The following is a 17,724-nucleotide window of genomic DNA, read 5'->3' as shown; positions in this document are numbered from 1 at the left end:
CTATGCGTGGTATTCGCCGCAGTTCACATCGAGCGTCTGCCCGGAGATGGCGCTGGACCAGTCCGAGGCGAGAAACACCACGGCGCGGGCGATCTCGTCGGGTTCCGGCAGGCGTTTGAGATCCGAGCGGGCCGCGGTCTGCTCGTAGACCTGCTCCACGGTGATCCCGTACTTCTCCGCCACCTGGCCGAAGTACCACTTCAGTTGATCGCTCCAGATGTAGCCCGGCGCTACCGTATTGACCCGAATCCCCTTGGTCCCCAGCTCTTTCGCGAGCGTCTGCGACATGGCGAGCAACGCCGCCTTGGACAGTTTGTAACTGCCGTAGCGCGGCTCGGAGTGCCGGATGGCGGCCGAATTGATCATCACCACAGCGCCTTTCGCCTTGGCGAGCTCATCGGTGAACGCCTTGGTCATCCGCAGCCCACCCAGCACCGTCAGCTCCAGGCTGTCCCGGATCTGCTGAAAGTCGGTGCGCTCCAACGACTTCATCGACGGCACCGCGAACGCATTGTTCACCAACGCGTCAACCCGCCCGAACGTCTCGACCGCGCGCGCCACCAGATTCGCCACCGCCGCGTCGTCGGTGATATCGGTCGGCACACACAGCGCCTGCCCCCCGGCCCCCTCGATCTCACCCGCAACCTCCCGCAGTCGCGATTCGGTCCGCGCGGCCAGCACCACCTTGGCCCCCGCCGCGGCGGCCTCGGTGCAGATCGAGCGCCCGAGCCCCGGCCCCACACCGCTCACGACGACCACTTTGTCCGCGAGCAGACTCATGCCAACATCCTTTCCGCGAAACCCCGCTGACGCTCGGCAATCCTTGCCCGCCAGCCGTTCTCATCGATCCGATTGCTCTCGTAGTACGGCAGCCGCGCCGCCACCTCCCCGACCGGCACCACGGTCACCGTCGGCCCCTCGGCCGCCGTGACAGGCCGCGCGACGCGCTGCCAACGGAACTGGAGAATCCCGCGCCGCCGCCCCGTCGTCTCGATCCAATTGGCGATCCCCGGATTTCGCGCCGACACCACCATCCGAATGACCCCGTCCGGATCCACCTGCGCCTGCGCGCTGTTGAGGCTGGTCTGATGGTTGACGTAGTCCAGCGAGATGTACCAGCGGCTGCCCAGCTGGAAACCCTGATACGGCGCATCGGATTTCGGCACCGCGATCACCAGCGCCTGATCGGGCTCCAGCTCGAAATGCCCCACCGACGAGTACTGCGTGCTCAACCCGCCCGGCGTGAGCCGCGGCTCGGTCAGCGTATTGACCGGCAGATCCAGATAGAACCACTTCGGGAAGTTGAACCAGGTGTGGATGCGCTGCACCAGCATTCGCCCCGCCGCCCGATACCGCTTGCGCAGCTGCTCGACGCCGGGTTCGACGGGCGCGGTGCCGATCGTATCGGTCCGCTCGATCCGGATCGTGCCCTTGCGCTCGGTGTTCCAGTTCCCGTACACCTCCCGTACCGCGAGCATCGACGCGCCCTCGCCGAGCACGAAGTAGTCCGGCTCCGGATTCGCCTTCGGCGGCCCGAACCGCAGCCGGTAGTTCCCGTCGGCGTCGACGCGCAACCGCCGATCGTCGAAGGCGTCGTCGCCGTTGGGCACGTCGGTGGCGGTGTAATCGCCCTTCAACACCTGGAAACTCAGATCCACCGTGCTGCCCCGCGTCCCGGTGACCACGTACTCCGCGGTCGGCTCGACATTCGCGTGGTAGTACAGCGTGTCCGGATTGTCCAGTCCCATCTTCGCGTACGGCCCGGTCGAGCTGACGAAGTACGGGTGGCTGGTGCCGTGCGCGCGGGACAGGTTCAGTACGGCCGCGATACTGCCCGACAGATAGTCGTACCCCTCGGCCAGATCGTGCTCGTCGTGAATGAAATCCGCTGCGGCGATGAGCTTTTCGGCCTCGGCGACGGCGGCCAGGAACGGTTCGGTCAGCGGCTGTTCCGATATCTCCATTGATCTCCCACTTCGTTGTGCGCGAGCTACAGTCCCAGATCCCGGCGCAGGCGCGCGGCGATCTCGGCGGGCGTCCCGTCCGCGGTGCCGATCACCACATCCGGATGTTCGGGCCGCTCGTAGGGCGAGTCGATGCCGGTGAACTGCGGCAGTCGCCCCGCCCGGGCGCGGGCGTAGAGCCCCTTCGGGTCGCGGCGCTCGCACACCTCGAGCGGGGTGTCCACGAACACCTCGTGGAACGGCAGCCCGCGCCCGTCGTGCACCGCGCGCGCCTGCTCCCGCTGCGCGGCGAACGGGCTGATGAGCGACACGATCGCCACCACCCCGGCGTCGGCGAACAGCGCGGCCACCTCGGCCACCCGGCGGATGTTCTCGCGCCGGTCGTCGTCGCCGAAGCCCAGATCTGCGTTCAGCCCGTGCCGCAGATTGTCCCCGTCCAGCAGATACGCCGGCCGCCCCGCGGCCACCAGCTGACGCTCCAATTCGACTGCGACCGTGGACTTTCCGGACCCCGACAATCCTGTCAGCCACACCGTCGCACCCCGATGCGGACGCCCGGTCCGCTCCACCGAGGAGCTGTGCCAGACGACCTCGCTCGCCCCGGTCCGCGCGCCGGTGTCGCGGGCCAGGATCATGCCCGCGGCCACGGTCTGATGGGTGGCGTCGTCGACGAGGATGAAGCTCCCGGTGCGGCGATTGTCCCGGTACGGGTCGAACATCAGCGGGGTACGGGAGCGCAACGACAACCGCGCGATGTCGTTGAGCGCCAGGCTCTCCGCGCCGACCTCGCGATGCAGCGTGTTCACGTCGAGGCGGTAGTCCAGCTCGGTGACGCGCACGGCGCTGGTCTGCGCGGCGGTGCGGATGGTGTACTCCGCCCCGGGCCGCAGCACGGCGTCGTCGGCGAACCAGCACACCATCGCGTCCAGATCGCGATCCAGATGCGGCCGATTCCCCGGGCGCGCCAACATGTCTCCGCGCCCGACGTCGAGCTCCTCGTCGAGGGTCAGCGAGACCGACATCCCGGTGAACGCCTCGTCCACTTTCGTCCCGCCCGGCCCCCACACCCGGCGCACCCGCGTCGAGCGCCCGGACGGCAGCACCACCACCTCGTCGCCCGGTTTGAAGATCCCGCCCGCCACGGTCCCCGCGTAGGCTCGGTGCCCGTCCGCGCGTATCACGTACTGCACGGGCAACCGGGCGTCGATGAGATTGCGGTCCGACGCGATGTGCACGTCCTCGAGATGACGCAGCAGCGGCGGCCCCGCGAACCACGTCATCCGCTCCGACGGCTCGACGACATTGTCGCCCAGCAGCGCCGACACCGGCACGAAGCTCAGATCACCGACGGTCAGTTTGGCCGCGAAATCCGCGAATTCCGTGCGGATCTCGTCGAAGCGTTCGCCCGACCACCCGACCAGATCCATCTTGTTCACGCACACCACCATGTGCGGCACCCCCAGCAGCGCGGCCAGGAAGGCGTGCCGCCGGGTCTGCTCGATCACGCCCTTGCGCGCGTCGACCAGGATCAGCGCGAGGTCCGCGGTGGACGCGCCGGTGACCATGTTGCGGGTGTACTGCACGTGCCCGGGAGTGTCGGCGATGACGAACTTGCGCCGCGGCGTGCTGAAGTAGCGGTAGGCCACGTCGATGGTGATGCCCTGTTCGCGCTCGGCCCGCAGCCCGTCGGTCACCAGCGCGAGATCCGTTGCGGCGTCGCCCCTTTGGGTGCTGAACCGCTCGATGGCGGCGAGCTGATCGGTGAACAGGTTCTTCGAGTCGTAGAGCAGGCGCCCGATGAGGGTGGACTTGCCGTCGTCCACGCTCCCGGCGGTCGCGAGTCGAAGTAGGTTGCGGCTCATCAGAAGTAGCCCTCCCGCTTGCGGTCCTCCATGCCGGACTCGGAGATCCGGTCGTCGGCGCGGGTCGCGCCGCGTTCGGTCAGCCGGGTGACCGCGGTCTCGGCGATCACCGCCACCGGATCGGCGGCCTCGCTCTCCACGCAGCCGGTGCAGGTGGCGTCGCCGACGGTGCGGAAGCGCACGGTCGTCTCGAACACCTCCTCGTCCGGTCGGGGCGTCACGAAACGGTTGGCGGCCAACAACATTCCGTCGCGGCGCACCACCTCGCGACGATGCGCGTAGTACAGCGACGGCAGCTCCACGGCCTCGCGATCGATGTACTCCCAGATGTCGAGCTCGGTCCAGTTCGACAGCGGGAAGACCCGGATGTGCTCGCCCGCGCGGTGCCGCCCGTTGTAGAGATTCCAGATCTCCGGCCGCTGCGCCCGCGGCTCCCACGCCCCGAACTCGTCGCGGAAGCTGAACACCCGTTCCTTGGCGCGGGCCTTCTCCTCGTCCCGGCGCGCCCCGCCGAATACCGCGTCGAACCTGTTCTCGTTGATCGCCCGCAGCAGCGTGGTCGTCTGCAACCGATTGCGGGTCTCGCCCGGCCGCTCGACCACCCGCCCCGCATCGATGTCGTCCTGTACCGCGCCCACCAGCAGCCGCGCGTTCAGCCGCGCCGCGGTCCGATCCCGGAACTCGATCACCTCGTCGAAGTTGTGCCCGGTGTCGATGTGCAGCAAGGGAAACGGCAACGGCGCAGGCCAGAAGGCCTTGCGCGCCAACTCCAGCATCACCGCCGAATCCTTGCCCCCGGAGAACAGCAGCACCGGCCGCTCGAACGTCGCCGCCACCTCCCGGAAGATGTGGACCGACTCGGCCTCCAACGCCCCCAGATGCGAGAGCTCATATCCCGTCCGCACAGCCCTCTCCCACTTGCACTGTCGAATATTCGACGCTATCGTTCGATATTGTGACACCGACGATAGGCCGCGCCAGCCACGCCGGTCAAGAACCTGTTCCAGAAAAGGACCCCGCGGCGGCGTCCCCGCCCACCCATCGCGTCGTCCAAGTGATCGAACTACTGGCCCGCCGCCCCACCGAGCACCTGTCGCTGGCCCGCATCGTCCGCGACACCGGCATGTCCCGCGCCACCGCCCACGCCGTGCTCACCCAGCTCACCGCCGACGGCTGGACCGCCCGCGACCCCGACGGCAACTACACCCTCAGCCTCGGCCTGGTCACCCTCGCCCGCCGCGCCGAATCCGCCTTCCCCCTCCGCCGCCTCGCCCAGGACCCCCTGCGCGAACTCGTTGCGCGCCTTGACGTTCCGGTCTTCCTCGCCGAACGAGACAACGACACCATCCTCATCACCGAAGTCCTCGGCACCCCCTCGGTCCCCTGGATCCGCCCCGGCCGCCGCCTCCCCCTCGCCCCACCCGTGGCCCGCGAATTCGCCGCCTGGGCCCCCGCCGCCACCCGCGAATCCTGGCTCGCCTCAGCCGACCCCGCCCACCGCGACCGCCTCCGTGAGGTCCTCACCGCCGTCCGCACCCGCGGCTACTCCGTAGAACGCCTCGCCGACGAATCCGCCCCCATGCTCGAAGCCCTGGCGACCCTCCGCACCTCCCCCGTAACCGACCCCCTCCGCAACCGCCTCAACGCCATGATCGCGGACCTCATCTCGATCGATTACCTCCCCGACGAACTGGGCCCGGAGAACGCGGTAGTCACAGTGGCCGCCCCCATCTTCCTCACCCCGGAAACAGTCTCGGCCACGGTAGTAGCCTGCCCGGACCGCCTCCTGTCGGCCGAGGAGTTACAGAAAATGGGCGAGGCCGTCCGAGAAACAGCCGACCACATCACCAAATCCGCCCTCCCCCAATAGTTCCCCCTACTCCAGCCACCCACTCCGATTCCGCCACCGAAAGTACTCGTCATCGGCAGCTTGAATCTCCTCCTCGGTCAGCGCGCGCCGGGGTCGACCGTCTTTTGCCGGTTCCCGCCGCCCGATCAGTTCCCGCAACGGCCCGCGCAGACGGGGATCAGCACGCTCCACTACCTGCTCCACCCGGCTCTTCGCATCGGCACGAGCCCGGCGGTGGCAGTCGCGAATCACGTCCGCGAGTTGCGCACTGTGCCAGCGCATCACCCCGGGCGCGAGCCGCATGTCGGTGATGTCCCCGGTGGCGTCGACCTCGACGAGAACTCCGCGAAACTCGGCGCGGCCCCGCACGGCTCCGAGCACTTTCCGAAAGCCCTCACCACGCTGCTCGATCTCGGCGAGTTCCCGCCGCAGAATCCGCTCCCATTCGCGAAAGTCGACAGTCACGACAGGGCCTGATCCGGATCAGTGGAGTAGATGACGTCACCCGGCTCCACCCAGGCGGAGACTTCTCCGGAGAACACCAACGAGAACTTCCCCGCCGCGGGACGATGAAGGTCGAGCGCCTCCAAAGTTCCCCGATGGACCGTCCCGTCCTTCTTGCGTAGCTCCACGTGCTCACCGACCGCGAAGTCGCCGACCGCCCGTCCCACGACAAACGGCGTCGGCCGGAAACTCACTGGAAAGATCTCTTCGACATGGAATTCACTCACGGCCTATTCACCCTTCCCGGAAACGAAACGCTGCCAGAATTCCTCGTCGGCCCGATAGGCCTCGCTCTCCAACTCATCGGCCACGGCCGAGCCGATCCGCCCTTGGGCGTACTGTTCGATATGCACCCGTTCGTGAACGAGATTCCGCAACAGCGCCTCTTCGTCGGCAAATGCACTGGGAGCCAAGGCGATATGGCCGGGCCCGGTGCTCGCGCTGGCACCCATCATATCGTAGTACCGAATATCCTCCGCTGAATTCGCCACGTCCACTTGCACACCCCGTAGATCGATCCCGGCCCGGCGCGCATATTCCTGAATGGTCTCCTGAGTCATGGGTAGATGATCTCCGCTCTCCATGATCTCTCGGTTGCTGCGTGCCCCCATTCGAGAGAACAGCCGCCCATCTGCCGAAACGGCCTCGCGCCGCGCCAACGGAGTCAGCCTTATCCTGGCAGCCTCGACCCAGTTGCGAACCTTGTCGAACAGCGGTCCGAGCCGTTCCACGAGCGGCTTGACGGCAGTGGCGACAAGGCGCGCCACTCGCGCGGCGAGTTCCCCGATAATCGTCGCGACCCGCCGCGCGCGTATCGCGATTCGCCCCGCCATGGCGGCGTTTCCCACCCATTCCGACAAGGTCACCGTGAATGGCGTGAGAACAGCGAAAGCTACCTCCCCCGCGGCTGTTTCGAGGACGAGCCCCTTCAGCTCTTCGAGTATCTTGTGGTGCGCCTCGTCCAGGTAGTGCGCGTACTCACCGCACGCGTCACCGAGCACCTGACAGACATCGGCCAGTGCCAGCAGATCGGCCTGCCGGTCCGTGCACGTCCGCACGCTGACGTCGATCTCGGGAGACTGCTGGTTTCGAAGCAGTTCCACCGCTTGGGGAGCTTGCATGGCGACGGTCCGGAAATCCCGAGACGCGGTCTGCCAAGCCACTTTCGCGGCTTCGAGTTTGTCCTGATGCCCGTTGGGCCACGCCCACCCGACCGCGTCCTCGATGATCGACCATCCGAACGGCTCGGGAATACCGTTCCCGGCTGCTGAGACCGCCGTGTCCGGTAGACACGGATCCGGCGACAGCGCCGGAGGCGGCGGTAGTTCCGTTCCTCGAGGATTGGAGGCCGCCTCGGCGACCTGATGATTATGAGCTCCGACCACGATCAGATCCCGCACCTGCCCACACGCCGTGGCCAGTTTCGACGACGCCGAGACCGCCAACTGCGCCGCCTGATCGTAGGAACTCGCCCACTCCCGCCCCACGCTGTCACTCCCCGCCATCCCCGCGTTCGCCGCCAGAACCGCCACCAACGGAGAATGCGTCGCGATGGCATCGTTCGCCATCTGCCCGAAAACCTCACCCGCGGAGTGATATTCGACCGCACGGCAGACGATCAACGGCACGGACGGCGAGGTCATTGGGGCCACATCCGCGTGTTGGTGTCGACGGCGGCGGAGTAGTTGGCGTGCGCCCGGCGCGCCACCTCGCGCAGTTCGTCGAGGTTCTGCCGCATTTCGGCGGCTCCCGCCAGCCACTTGGCGTGCGCCTCGCGCTGCACGTCGGCGGCCCGACTCGACCAGGAGAGATGGAGATCGGCGATGTGCTGATCGACCTCCCGAAGCCAGCCGTCGACCTCCGCACCGAATTTGCCCATGGCCGCGATCGCGTCATCGAGCTGTTGCAGGTCCACACGAAAGCTGAAGTCGTCCACCATGTTTCATCCCCGGCCTTCGGTTCCGGTGATCGAATCACGTCCGGCATTGTCCTGCATCTCGTACCGGTTGGCGGCATCGGCCAAACCGGACGCCGACGACTCCAGGGCGGCCACGATCTCGTCCGCCCCGCGCTTCCATTCGATCCACGATTCGTCGTAGACCGAGGCGGCCTTGCCCTGCCACCCGTCGGCCAGCAGTTCCCGCCCCACCGTGCGATCGAGCTCTTGTACCCGAGTCTTGATGGTCTGCGCCTTGTCGGCGATGAATCGGGCCGCCGCACGTAGTCGCGCGGGGTCCACCTGAAGTCCGTCGACCATCCACCCCTCCTCACGTCGAGCCCCTCTACGCACTATAAGACGCGCCGGCCCTCCTCTCGGCTCCCCGAAGTCTTGCCTTTACATACGCCCGTACGTATTCTTCCCTCCATGCCCTCCCCCCGCTTCGCCCTAGCCCAAGCCCTCGCCGAAGCCAAGAGCCGCCAGGACATCCCCGCCGCCCTCACCGTCCTCCACCCCGAATTCACCTTGCACACACCACCTTTCGGCACCACCACCCACGGCCGCGCCGCCACCGAGAAGACCCTGGCATCCTTCTTCGCCACCTTCCCCGACTACGAGGTCACCCTCGAATCCCACGCCGACAACGGCCACACCCTCGTCTGTTGGGGAACCGCCCGAATGACCATGAGCACAACACGTTTCGGCGTCACCCCCAACGGCCGCCGCGCCGAACTCCCCGTCTTCATCCGGTTCACCTTCGCCGACGACCTGATCGCCGAGGAAGTGTTCTTCTTCGATCTCTCTGCCCTCTGCGCCCAGTCGGGCGTCTCGACAGATGCCGTGCGGCACAAGCTGTTCGGCGAACCCGCCCTCGTCTGAGAAGGATCGATGACCCTCGACACCCGCGTCCACGCCGTCCCCCCGATCACCACCACCCCCTTGTTCGACATCGCCGTCGACCTCGAACCCCCCTTGAAATTCGGCCCGGGCCCCCTCGGCCGCCGCACCCTCTACCCCGCCTCGCGCGGCACCTTCCACGGCCCCCGCCTGCGCGGCGAGGTCCTCCCCGGCGGCGGCGACTGGGCCCTCTACCGCGCCGACGGCACCATGTCGCTCGACGTCCGCCTGACCCTCCGCACCCACGACGACCACCTCATCCACATGACCTACGGCGGCCGCTGGGTGATCCCCCCGGACGTCCGCGCCGACCTCGCCGACACCGCCACCCGCCACCACATCGACCCGGCCCGCTACTACTTCCGCACCACGCCCCTCTTCGAGACCGGATCACCGAAGTACGGCTGGCTCAACGACATCGTCTGCGTCGGCTCGGGTTATCTGATCGAGAACGGCATCGCCTACCACGTGGCGCAGTTGACCTGAACCGCACTCGAGGTTCTACCGTCGGACGCGACGAACGGAGGACCCATGCACATTCGCGAAGTGACCATCACCGCAACGGATCTCGACGAGAATCTCACCTTCTACCGCGACGTCCTGAACCTACCCGTCGACACCACCCCCTCCGGGCTCCGCATCGCCATCGGCACGAGCCGTCTGGTGATCACCCAGGGCCCGGAGTTCGACGGCGTACACCACCTCGCCTTCGACATTCCCCCGCAAGACCTCGACCTCGCCCACACCTGGCTCCGCGCCCGCCTCGACCCCATTCGGGTCAACGGCGAAGAGATCGTCGACGGCCCGCCCGGCTGGTCCTCCCGCTCGATCTACTTCCGCGGCCCCGACGACATCGTCCTGGAATACATTGCCCGCCAAGCACACTCGCACGAACGCGGCGCGGACGGCCACACTCCCCGCCTGCTGTCCATCAGCGAGATCGGCATCGGCGTCGCCGACCTCCCCGCGGCGGTGGCGACCCTGGACGAGACCTTCGCCCTCCCCCATTTCCCGCCCCAACTACCGACGTTCGCACCCCTGGGCGACCACGACGGCCTCCTCATCCTGGCCGACACCGACCGCATCTGGTTCGCCACCGAATCCGACCACCCCGCCCGGGGCCCGATCAACGCGATCCTGGATATCGACGGCCGCCACACCCGACTCGCTCTCGACCCCCGAACCGAACTCATAGCCGCGTAGCGCGAAGGACTCCCTCCACCCGCACGGGGTGAACGGACTCGAGGTCGTCCCCGGGGGACGACCTCGATCACTACCTCCGCCCGTACGGCGCCCCCGCGTCGGACGCCACGAACTCCCCCCACGTCCGCACCCCGTCCCGCTGCTCCGGACACAAGTTGTACCCCGCCCGTAGTCCGCGAGCCACCCGCCCCCACAACGGAATTCGCACCACCCGCCGCGGCTTGCCCCGACGCGCGCGCCACACCTCGGTCATCTCCCCGAACGTCAGCACCTCCGGTCCGCCCATGTCCGGCGCCCGTCCCAGCGGGTCACCGGCGATCAGATCCGCGATCCGCAGTGCCACGTCCTCGGTGGCGACGGGCTGGAAGCGGAAGTCCGGGGGCAGCGGCGCGATCGGCAGCCGTTCCGCCGCGCGCAGCCCGGCGGCGATCAGGTCGTGGAACTGGGTGGCGCGCAGGATCGTATGCGGCACAAGGCTTCCCGTGATCAGGTTTTCACAGGCGAGCTTGTTGCGGTAGTAGCGCATGGGGATGCGGTCGATGCCGACGATCGAGACGTACAGCAGATGCCGGACCGTACCGGAGGCCGCCAGGAGGTTGCGGGTCTGGGCCACATCGGGTTTGCCGACCCGGCGGGTGTCGGAGGCGGCGTGCACGATCAGCTCCGCGCCGTCGACGGCCGCCCGCACCCCCTCGCCGGTGGTCAGATCCCCCACATGGGTTCCGGCCCCCTCGCGCCGCGACAGCACCCGCACCTCGTGCCCCTGTACCCGCAGCCGCTCGACAATCCGCTTACCGAGGGCGCCGGTGCCCCCGGTCACGAGAACCGTGCTCATACCGTGAGCTAACCGCCGACCGCCCGCGATCACAAGTGACTGATCCGCATGTCACAGTTCGTGCCCCGGACACGACCCGAATCGTCCTGGTAGAAAGGGAGCTTTCGACCGAGGGGGATGAATCGATGACCATTTCGCGCCGCGACTTCGCGGTCTTCGCAGCGGTGGCCTACGGGACGGCGTGGATCGTCGCCGCGGGCCCGTGGCTCGACGGGCACGGCCTGACCTCGCCCTGGCTGCCCGCAGGCGCCGCGATCATGATGCTCGCCCCCACCATCGCCACCCTGGTCGTCTGGCGACTACGCCGAATACCGCTGCGGGACTTCGTCTCCGGCGTCGGACTCGACCTCGGCCACCGCCCGCGGCGCACCCTGCTGACCGTCCTCGTCGTCTGGCTGACGATGCCCCTGTTCCCCCTCGTCCGCTTCCTCGTCGACACCGGATTCGGCTGGCTCGACCTGGGCGCCCGCTACAGCGCCGAGACCACCTGCGCGATGCTCGTCATGGGCGTGTTCGTGAGCGTGCTGCAAATGGTCCCGCTCGCCCTGGGCGAGGAGATCGGTTGGCGCGGTTGGCTACTGCCGCGGCTGACCGACCGCCTCGGCGTCCCGATCGCGCTGATCACCACCGGAGTGGTCTGGGGACTGTGGCACGCCCCCCTGACCCTGCTCGGCTACGGCTTCACCGACATCGGCGCCTGGGCAGCCCTCATCTACATCCCCTTCTGCACCATCTTCGGCACGCTACTGGGCTGGCTACGGCTATGGACAGGCAGCGTCTGGCCGTCCACGGTCGCCCACGCAGCCAACAACACCATCGCATCCGTCCTGGCAACCCTTTTCGTAGCCGACATCCACCAAACCCACACCCTCCTACTCATCCTCCCGGACCTCACCCTCACCGCCATCCTCGGCACAACCCTGTTCCCCATAACCTCCATCCCCCGCCCCACTCCCACCAAGTCCCACCCAACCGAACAACCCACCCCCGCCTGAGCGACCATCGCGCTTTCCCGCCACCCGCACCCCTTACCGCAGCCGCCGCGCTCGCCCTTTCCCGCCACTCACACCCATTCACCACGCCGCCGGATTCGCGCTCTCACACCACCTGTACCCACTCACCACCCGCCGGGCTCGCGCTTTCACCGCACCCGAGCCCACCTACCACGGCCACCGGATTCACGCCTTCACACCACCCGTACCCACTCACCACCCGCCGGGCTCGCCCCTTCGCGGCACCCGTACCCACCCACCACAGCCGCCGGATTCACGCCTTCATGCCACCCGTACCCACTCACCGCCCCGCCGGATTCGCGCTTTCACGACACCCGTATCCACTCACCACCCCGCCGGGCTCGCTCTTTCACGCCACGCGTACTCACTCACCACGCCACCGGGCTCGCCCTTCACTGCACCCGAACCCACTCACCACCCCGCCGGATTCGCGCTTTCACGCCACCCACACCCTCTCACCACGGCCGCCGCCGGACCGCTGGGTTCGGGGCAGACGAAGGTAACCCGGGTGTGGTTAGCTGTGGGGCCATGAGCACGACGTTGGCCGCCCTGCCGGAGGAATATCTACCCCGCGATACCGCGGATGTCGTTCGCACAGTTCGCGATTCGCGGCCCCAGCCGCTGACCGTGTACGGCGGGGAGCCCACCGCGGAGGACGAGCTCGGTCCACCGGACCGCCGCGTGGTGCTGTCGCTGCGCCGGATGAACCGGGTGCAGGCCGTCGACGCCGACGCCCGGCTGGTCCGCGTGCAGGCCGGGGCGCGGCTGTCCGATATCGACCGCACGCTGGGCGCGCACGGGCTGGGCCTGCCAATCGTCGGCGACCACCGCGAGATCACCGCGGGCGGATTCGCGGCCGTCGGCGGGCTCAGCGGCGCCTCCCACCGCTACGGCATGTTCAGCGACAACGTCGTCTCCCTCGAATACGTCGATCCCGAGGGCAGATTCGGCACCTGCGGGCGCAACCACCACACCGACCGGTTCCGCCGCATCCTCGGCAGCGGCGGCCGCGCCGGGATCATCACCGCGCTCACCCTCGAGGCGGTCGAGGTCGACAAGGACCGCACCTGGCTGACCTCCGACGCGCACCGCTTCCTGGACTTCGACACCTTCGTCGAGCACTCCCTCGCCGAGATCGTCAAGCCCGGCGACGCCATGCTCCAGGTCGGCCGCTGGGTCGATACGGCCCCGCTACGGGTTTCGCGTCCCGTCGGTACGGGTCACGTCCAGCTCGGCACCGTGCGCTTCGGCCAGTGGTCGAGCCTGCACCCGACCACCGCCACCCCGTCGCTGCGGGCGCGCCGCGAACTCGGCGCCCGGGCCCGGAAGTCGTTGGGCGCCATCGCCTCCGCCGCGCGCGGCCCGGCCGGGATGCCGGTCCGCAACGCCGCCGCGGGCGCGCTGATGTTCTCGCCGAAGGTGCTGACCCTGCGCGACGCCGAATACCTCGCCGACACGGTCGTGACATCCTCCGAACGTGGACCGGCCTACCGCGTCGCGGTGTTCGCACCGCTGTCGACCTACACCTCGGTATTCCATCAGCTGCACGATCTGCTCACCGACCACCGCGAGCGCAACGGCGCGTTCACCGTGATCTCGGCCCTCACCTACGGCGTACGTTCCCCGTACCTGCACGAATTGTCCGGTGAGGACCACGGATTCATTTCGTTCACCTGCCGCCTGCGCCCCACCGGCACCACTTACCCGGCCCGGTCCGGCATGCCAGAGGTGCTGCGCGAGATCGACGCGGGCATCGACGAGATCTGCCTCGTGGAGCGCGCCCGCCGCTACCACGCCGCCGACTGACCGCCCCGAAAACGCCGAACGCCCGGTCGAATTCGACCGGGCGTTCCTCGTGTACGGGAAGGGCGTCAGTGCGGCTCGGAACCCAGGGGTGCTAGAACCAGGGCGTCAGTGCTTCTCCGGACCCAAGTGGTACTCGAATACCAACCCACCCACCGAGGTCAGCACACAGATCACACCGAGCCCGATCAGCCACGGCTGGAAGAACGCGAAGCCGATGGCGGTGATCGAACCCGAGGCGGCCATCAGGATGGGCCAGAAGCTGCCGGGCGAGAAGAAGCCCAGATCGCCCGCGCCGTCGACGATCTCGGCGTCCTCGTAGTCCTCGGGACGCAGATCCAACCGGCGCGCCACGAACCGGAAGTAGGTGCCGACGATCAGGGTCAGCCCCGCGGTCAGCACGATCGCGGTGGTACCGGCCCACTCGACGCCGGTCCGCGACTGGCCGGTGAAGAAGGCGTAGACGACCGCCACGATGATGAAGAACACCGTGAGCAGCTCGAAGATGCGTGCTTCGACCTTCATGTCAGATCAGTCCTCGCTTGCTCTAGGAGGAGCTTCCGCCGCGGGCGGTGCGCTCGGTCTCGAACGGGTGGGTCGTGGTCGCCACCGGCGATTCGCCGATCGCGGCCAGCGCGTCCGCATTGGTCTTACCCGCCTCGCGCGCCTTCAGGTACTGCTCGAACTTCTCCGGCGACACCGCGCGGACCTCGAAGTTCATCATCGAGTGGAAGGTACCGCACATCTCCGCGCAGCGACCGACGAAGGCGCCCTCCCGCTCGATCTTGGTGATCTGGAAGGTGTTGTCGGAGTGGTTCTCCTTGGGGTTGGGCATGACGTCCCGCTTGAACAGGAACTCCGGCACCCAGAAGGAGTGGATCACGTCGGCGGAGGCGAGCTGGAACTCGACGATCTTGTTGGTCGGCAGCACCAGCACCGGGATCTCGGTGCTCGAACCGACCGTCTCGACCTTGTCGTAGTGCAGGTAGGTGATGTCGTTGGCGGGCTTGCCGTGCACCGGGCCGGGCTGCGGGTGGCCGTCCGCGGTGCGCTCCTTGTACTCCTCGATGATCTTGTCGTCGAGGCCCTGGCGGGTCTGGTCGACACCGTCATACACCTGACCGCCGGCGAGCACGGCCTTCTGGTAGCCGAACTTCCAGTTCCACTGGAAGGCGGTCACGTCGACGACCACGTCCGGATTGCCGACCTTCTCGTGCACGTAGTTCTGCACGACCACGGTGAAGTAGAACAGCACCGCGATGATGACGAACGGGATCGCGGTGTAGGTCAGCTCCAACGGCACGTTGTAGCCGGTCTGCCGCGGGAACTCCGGCGAATTCGGCTTCTTGCGATGGAAGGCGACCGTCCAGAAGGTCAACCCCCACACCAGCACACCCACCAGCAGGGCGGCGACGACCGACCAGGTCCACAGTTCCCGCATCTTGGTGGCCTGCGGGGTCACGCCCGTCGGCCAGCCGAACCGAAGCACGGGGTTGTCGATCGAGCAGCCCGAGACGAGCAGCACGGTGATCCCCATGGACACCGCCAGCCCGGCCCGCCGAAGGATGCGGCCCCGGCCGGAGGTAGCGCCTCCGCCGGGTCGTGCCCCTATCGCTTCGCTCGCCTTGTGCGCCACGCTCAACGCCTTCCTGGTCGTCTATCCGACTCGACGCCGCCCGACCTGCGGGCGACGCGGTTTCAGCTCGTTCGGGGCACTCGCGGGCGAACCGGCGCAACGCACGGCGCATCCCGGGAGTTCCCGAGTACTACGCAGCGTAGACCAAACCGGGTGCTGTGTTGTGACCGGGTCGATTTCGACACACCGGGCCCAGCGCGAATCCCGTACCTACGGCATACTCGAAGACCACCGGCCACCGTCCGTCCCCCGATCCCGAAACGAGGTTCCCCCCGCAGTGTGTGGACTGCTCGGATTTCTGACCGCCGACGGCGCGACCGACGATGTCGTCCAGCGGGTCTACGACGCCCTCCAGTGCGGTCGGCACCGCGGCCCGGACGAGCGGGGCACGTGGCACGACGGGGACCTGATCCTCGGGTTCAACCGGCTGTCGATCATCGATATCGAGCATTCGCATCAGCCGCTGTTCTGGGGGCCGCCGGACAATCCACGCCGCTACGTGCTGGCGTTCAACGGGGAGATCTACAACTATCTCGAGCTGCGCGAGCAGTTGCGCGCCGAGCACGACGCGGTGTTCCACACCGAGGGCGACGGTGAGGCCATCGTCGCGGCCTATCACCATTGGGGCACAGCGGCTTTCGCGCGACTGCGCGGGATGTTCGCGTTCGCGTTGTGGGACAGCGAGACTCAGCGGCTGGTGCTCGCACGCGATCCGTTCGGCATCAAACCGCTGTTCCTGGCGACCGGGCCGCGCGGCACCGCGTGGGCGAGCGAGAAGAAGTCGCTGCTGGAACTGCTTGCGCCGCTGGGCCTTTCGGACGAGCTGGATGTGCGGGCGCTGGAGCACTACACGGTGTTGCAGTACGTGCCGGAGCCGGAGTCGCTGCACGCGGACATCCGCCGCCTCGAGTCGGGCTGCTACGCCACATTGTCGCCGGGTGAGAAGCCTTCCAGCGAACGGTATTTCGAGCCGAAGTTCCGGGTGCGGCCGTTCGCGGCCGGATCCGAGGAGGCGCGCTACCGCGAGATCGCGGCGGTGCTCGAGGATTCGGTCGCCAAGCACATGCGGGCGGACGTGACCGTCGGCTCGTTCCTGTCCGGCGGCATCGACTCGACGGCCATTGCGGCACTGGCGATTCGGCACAATCCGAATCTGCTGACGTTCACCTCGGCGTTCGAGCGGGAGGGGTATTCGGAGGCCGATGTGGCCGCCGAGACCGCGGAGGCGATCGGGGCGAAGCACTACATCCGGGTGGTCAGTCCCGAGGACTTCGCCAACGCGATTCCCGAAATCGTCTGGTATCTCGACGATCCCGTGGCGGATCCGGCGCTGGTGCCGCTGTACTTCGTGGCGAAGGAGGCGCGCAAGCACGTCAAGGTGGTGCTGTCGGGCGAGGGATCCGACGAGCTGTTCGGCGGATACACGATCTATCGGGAACCGTTGTCGCTCAAGCCCTTCGAGTATCTGCCGCGCGGCGTGCGCCGGTTGGCGGGGAGGCTGTCGGAGCGGATTCCCGAGGGCACGCGCGGCAAGAGCCTGCTGCATCGCGGATCGCTGCCGCTCGAGGAGCGCTACTACGGCAACGCGCGCAGCTTCTCCGATCAGCAGCTGCGGGCCGTGCTGCGCGACTTCCGCCCCGAGTGGACCCATCAGGACGTCACCGCGCCCATCTACGACCGCTCCCGCGGCTGGGATCCGGTGGCGCGCATGCAACATCTGGACCTGTTCACCTGGCTGCGCGGCGACATCCTGGTCAAGGCCGACAAGATGACCATGGCCAACTCCCTCGAACTGCGGGTCCCCTTCCTCGACCCCGAGGTGTTCCGCGTCGCCGAACAGATCCCGTTCGACCAGAAGATCACCAAGGACACCACCAAGTACGCCCTGCGCCGTGCCCTCGAGACGATCGTCCCCCCGCACGTCCTGCACCGCCCCAAACTCGGCTTCCCCGTCCCCCTCCGCCACTGGCTGCGCGGCCCCGAACTCCACGACTGGGCCGCCACCCAGATAGCCGACTCCCAAACCGACCACCTCCTCGACAAACCGGCGATCAAATCCATGCTCGCCCAACACCGTTCCGGCACCACCGACCACAGCCGCCGCCTCTGGACCCTCCTGGTCTTCATGATCTGGCACGGCATCTTCGTGGAAAACCGCATCAAGCCGGACATTCAGGAACCGACTTACCCGGTGCGGCTGTAGGGCGCTGCCCTCTCCT

At 67.7% G+C, this 17,724-nt stretch carries 19 protein-coding genes; 7 read left to right on the top strand and 12 right to left on the bottom strand.

Annotated elements, in window-relative coordinates:
* The 4 genes from ACFYTQ_RS16810 to cysD are packed head-to-tail and all read right to left on the bottom strand — an operon-like array spanning position 1 to position 4,731.
* Complete coding sequence (locus ACFYTQ_RS16810) at positions 1-780, bottom strand: SDR family oxidoreductase (protein ID WP_387361569.1); 780 nt, start codon at positions 778-780, stop codon at positions 1-3.
* Entirely contained in the window at positions 777-1,964 is a 1,188-nt protein-coding gene (locus ACFYTQ_RS16805) for a hypothetical protein (RefSeq protein ID WP_387361567.1), read from the bottom strand. Before ACFYTQ_RS16805 ends, ACFYTQ_RS16810 begins: the two co-directional genes overlap by 4 nt.
* Positions 1,965-1,990: 26 nt before the next feature.
* Positions 1,991-3,826, bottom strand: a complete 1,836-nt coding sequence (gene cysC / locus ACFYTQ_RS16800) for an adenylyl-sulfate kinase (RefSeq protein ID WP_387361566.1) — start codon at positions 3,824-3,826, stop codon at positions 1,991-1,993.
* Positions 3,826-4,731 carry a sulfate adenylyltransferase subunit CysD gene (cysD, locus tag ACFYTQ_RS16795; RefSeq protein ID WP_387361564.1) on the bottom strand — a complete coding sequence of 302 codons (906 nt, stop codon included), beginning with the start codon at positions 4,729-4,731 and terminating at the stop codon, positions 3,826-3,828. Before cysD ends, cysC begins: the two co-directional genes overlap by 1 nt.
* Before the next feature lie 149 nt (positions 4,732-4,880).
* On the opposite strand from cysD, the gene ACFYTQ_RS16790 reads away from it, so the two are divergent.
* Entirely contained in the window at positions 4,881-5,696 is an 816-nt protein-coding gene (locus ACFYTQ_RS16790; protein ID WP_387361562.1) for an IclR family transcriptional regulator, read from the top strand.
* 6 nt (positions 5,697-5,702) lie between these two features.
* Here ACFYTQ_RS16790 and ACFYTQ_RS16785 read toward each other — a convergent pair whose 3' ends face one another.
* Genes ACFYTQ_RS16785 through ACFYTQ_RS16765 form a run of 5 tightly spaced genes read right to left on the bottom strand, consistent with a single transcriptional unit; the run spans position 5,703 to position 8,436 of the window.
* A complete protein-coding gene (locus ACFYTQ_RS16785; protein ID WP_387361561.1) occupies positions 5,703-6,140 on the bottom strand; it encodes a hypothetical protein in 438 nt (145 codons plus the stop codon).
* Positions 6,137-6,406: a hypothetical protein gene (locus ACFYTQ_RS16780; RefSeq protein WP_387361559.1), complete on the bottom strand. Its 270-nt coding sequence runs from the start codon at positions 6,404-6,406 to the stop codon at positions 6,137-6,139. Before ACFYTQ_RS16780 ends, ACFYTQ_RS16785 begins: the two co-directional genes overlap by 4 nt.
* A gap of 3 nt (positions 6,407-6,409) precedes the next feature.
* Positions 6,410-7,822: a hypothetical protein gene (locus tag ACFYTQ_RS16775; RefSeq protein WP_387361557.1), complete on the bottom strand. Its 1,413-nt coding sequence runs from the start codon at positions 7,820-7,822 to the stop codon at positions 6,410-6,412.
* Positions 7,819-8,118 (bottom strand): WXG100 family type VII secretion target, encoded by a 300-nt coding sequence (locus ACFYTQ_RS16770; RefSeq protein ID WP_387361555.1) that lies wholly within the window; start codon positions 8,116-8,118, stop codon positions 7,819-7,821. Before ACFYTQ_RS16770 ends, ACFYTQ_RS16775 begins: the two co-directional genes overlap by 4 nt.
* 3 nt (positions 8,119-8,121) lie before the next feature.
* Positions 8,122-8,436 (bottom strand): WXG100 family type VII secretion target, encoded by a 315-nt coding sequence (locus ACFYTQ_RS16765; RefSeq protein ID WP_387361554.1) that lies wholly within the window; start codon positions 8,434-8,436, stop codon positions 8,122-8,124.
* 108 nt (positions 8,437-8,544) lie between these two features.
* Here ACFYTQ_RS16765 and ACFYTQ_RS16760 point away from each other — a divergent pair, with 108 nt between their 5' ends.
* Genes ACFYTQ_RS16760 through ACFYTQ_RS16750 form a run of 3 tightly spaced genes read left to right on the top strand, consistent with a single transcriptional unit; the run spans position 8,545 to position 10,218 of the window.
* On the top strand, positions 8,545-8,997 hold the full coding sequence (locus ACFYTQ_RS16760; RefSeq protein WP_387361552.1) for an ester cyclase: 453 nt from the start codon (positions 8,545-8,547) through the stop codon (positions 8,995-8,997).
* A 9-nt stretch (positions 8,998-9,006) separates the two neighbouring features.
* Positions 9,007-9,501, top strand: a complete 495-nt coding sequence (locus tag ACFYTQ_RS16755) for a DUF3237 domain-containing protein (RefSeq protein WP_387361550.1) — start codon at positions 9,007-9,009, stop codon at positions 9,499-9,501.
* 45 nt (positions 9,502-9,546) lie between these two features.
* Complete coding sequence (locus tag ACFYTQ_RS16750) at positions 9,547-10,218, top strand: VOC family protein (protein ID WP_387361548.1); 672 nt, start codon at positions 9,547-9,549, stop codon at positions 10,216-10,218.
* 70 nt (positions 10,219-10,288) lie between these two features.
* Here the strand turns inward: ACFYTQ_RS16750 and ACFYTQ_RS16745 are convergent, their stop codons facing one another.
* Positions 10,289-11,053, bottom strand: a complete 765-nt coding sequence (locus ACFYTQ_RS16745; RefSeq protein ID WP_387361546.1) for an SDR family oxidoreductase — start codon at positions 11,051-11,053, stop codon at positions 10,289-10,291.
* Between the two features lie 125 nt (positions 11,054-11,178).
* On the opposite strand from ACFYTQ_RS16745, the gene ACFYTQ_RS16740 reads away from it, so the two are divergent.
* Together ACFYTQ_RS16740 and ACFYTQ_RS16735 are read left to right on the top strand one after the other, a co-directional pair.
* A complete protein-coding gene (locus tag ACFYTQ_RS16740; protein ID WP_387361544.1) occupies positions 11,179-12,048 on the top strand; it encodes a type II CAAX prenyl endopeptidase Rce1 family protein in 870 nt (289 codons plus the stop codon).
* Positions 12,049-12,594: 546 nt separating this feature from the next.
* A complete protein-coding gene (locus tag ACFYTQ_RS16735) occupies positions 12,595-13,872 on the top strand; it encodes an FAD-binding oxidoreductase (protein ID WP_387361542.1) in 1,278 nt (425 codons plus the stop codon).
* A 105-nt stretch (positions 13,873-13,977) separates the two neighbouring features.
* Here ACFYTQ_RS16735 and ACFYTQ_RS16730 read toward each other — a convergent pair whose 3' ends face one another.
* Complete coding sequence (locus ACFYTQ_RS16730; protein ID WP_387361540.1) at positions 13,978-14,394, bottom strand: cytochrome c oxidase subunit 4; 417 nt, start codon at positions 14,392-14,394, stop codon at positions 13,978-13,980.
* A 22-nt stretch (positions 14,395-14,416) separates the two neighbouring features.
* A complete protein-coding gene (locus tag ACFYTQ_RS16725; RefSeq protein ID WP_387361538.1) occupies positions 14,417-15,406 on the bottom strand; it encodes a cytochrome c oxidase subunit II in 990 nt (329 codons plus the stop codon).
* Positions 15,407-15,782: 376 nt separating this feature from the next.
* Here ACFYTQ_RS16725 and asnB point away from each other — a divergent pair, with 376 nt between their 5' ends.
* Entirely contained in the window at positions 15,783-17,708 is a 1,926-nt protein-coding gene (gene asnB, locus ACFYTQ_RS16720; protein ID WP_387361536.1) for an asparagine synthase (glutamine-hydrolyzing), read from the top strand.
* Positions 17,709-17,724 lie beyond the last annotated feature (16 nt).

The sequence above is a fragment of the Nocardia sp. NPDC004068 genome, assembly GCF_042874315.1.
In the GTDB taxonomy this organism is placed as follows: domain Bacteria; phylum Actinomycetota; class Actinomycetes; order Mycobacteriales; family Mycobacteriaceae; genus Nocardia.
This window is presented reverse-complemented; position numbering and strand designations above follow the sequence as displayed.

Coding starts and splice junctions, on each gene's coding strand:
- ACFYTQ_RS16770 (WP_387361555.1), bottom strand. CDS start 8,118: ATGGTGGACGACTTCAGCTTTCGTGTGGACCTGCAACAGCTCGATGAC.
- ACFYTQ_RS16740 (WP_387361544.1), top strand. CDS start 11,179: ATGACCATTTCGCGCCGCGACTTCGCGGTCTTCGCAGCGGTGGCCTAC.
- ACFYTQ_RS16810 (WP_387361569.1), bottom strand. CDS start 780: ATGAGTCTGCTCGCGGACAAAGTGGTCGTCGTGAGCGGTGTGGGGCCG.
- ACFYTQ_RS16775 (WP_387361557.1), bottom strand. CDS start 7,822: ATGACCTCGCCGTCCGTGCCGTTGATCGTCTGCCGTGCGGTCGAATAT.
- ACFYTQ_RS16730 (WP_387361540.1), bottom strand. CDS start 14,394: ATGAAGGTCGAAGCACGCATCTTCGAGCTGCTCACGGTGTTCTTCATC.
- ACFYTQ_RS16760 (WP_387361552.1), top strand. CDS start 8,545: ATGCCCTCCCCCCGCTTCGCCCTAGCCCAAGCCCTCGCCGAAGCCAAG.
- ACFYTQ_RS16750 (WP_387361548.1), top strand. CDS start 9,547: ATGCACATTCGCGAAGTGACCATCACCGCAACGGATCTCGACGAGAAT.
- ACFYTQ_RS16745 (WP_387361546.1), bottom strand. CDS start 11,053: ATGAGCACGGTTCTCGTGACCGGGGGCACCGGCGCCCTCGGTAAGCGG.
- ACFYTQ_RS16765 (WP_387361554.1), bottom strand. CDS start 8,436: ATGGTCGACGGACTTCAGGTGGACCCCGCGCGACTACGTGCGGCGGCC.
- ACFYTQ_RS16805 (WP_387361567.1), bottom strand. CDS start 1,964: ATGGAGATATCGGAACAGCCGCTGACCGAACCGTTCCTGGCCGCCGTC.
- ACFYTQ_RS16735 (WP_387361542.1), top strand. CDS start 12,595: ATGAGCACGACGTTGGCCGCCCTGCCGGAGGAATATCTACCCCGCGAT.
- cysC (WP_387361566.1), bottom strand. CDS start 3,826: ATGAGCCGCAACCTACTTCGACTCGCGACCGCCGGGAGCGTGGACGAC.
- ACFYTQ_RS16755 (WP_387361550.1), top strand. CDS start 9,007: ATGACCCTCGACACCCGCGTCCACGCCGTCCCCCCGATCACCACCACC.
- ACFYTQ_RS16725 (WP_387361538.1), bottom strand. CDS start 15,406: ATGGGGATCACCGTGCTGCTCGTCTCGGGCTGCTCGATCGACAACCCC.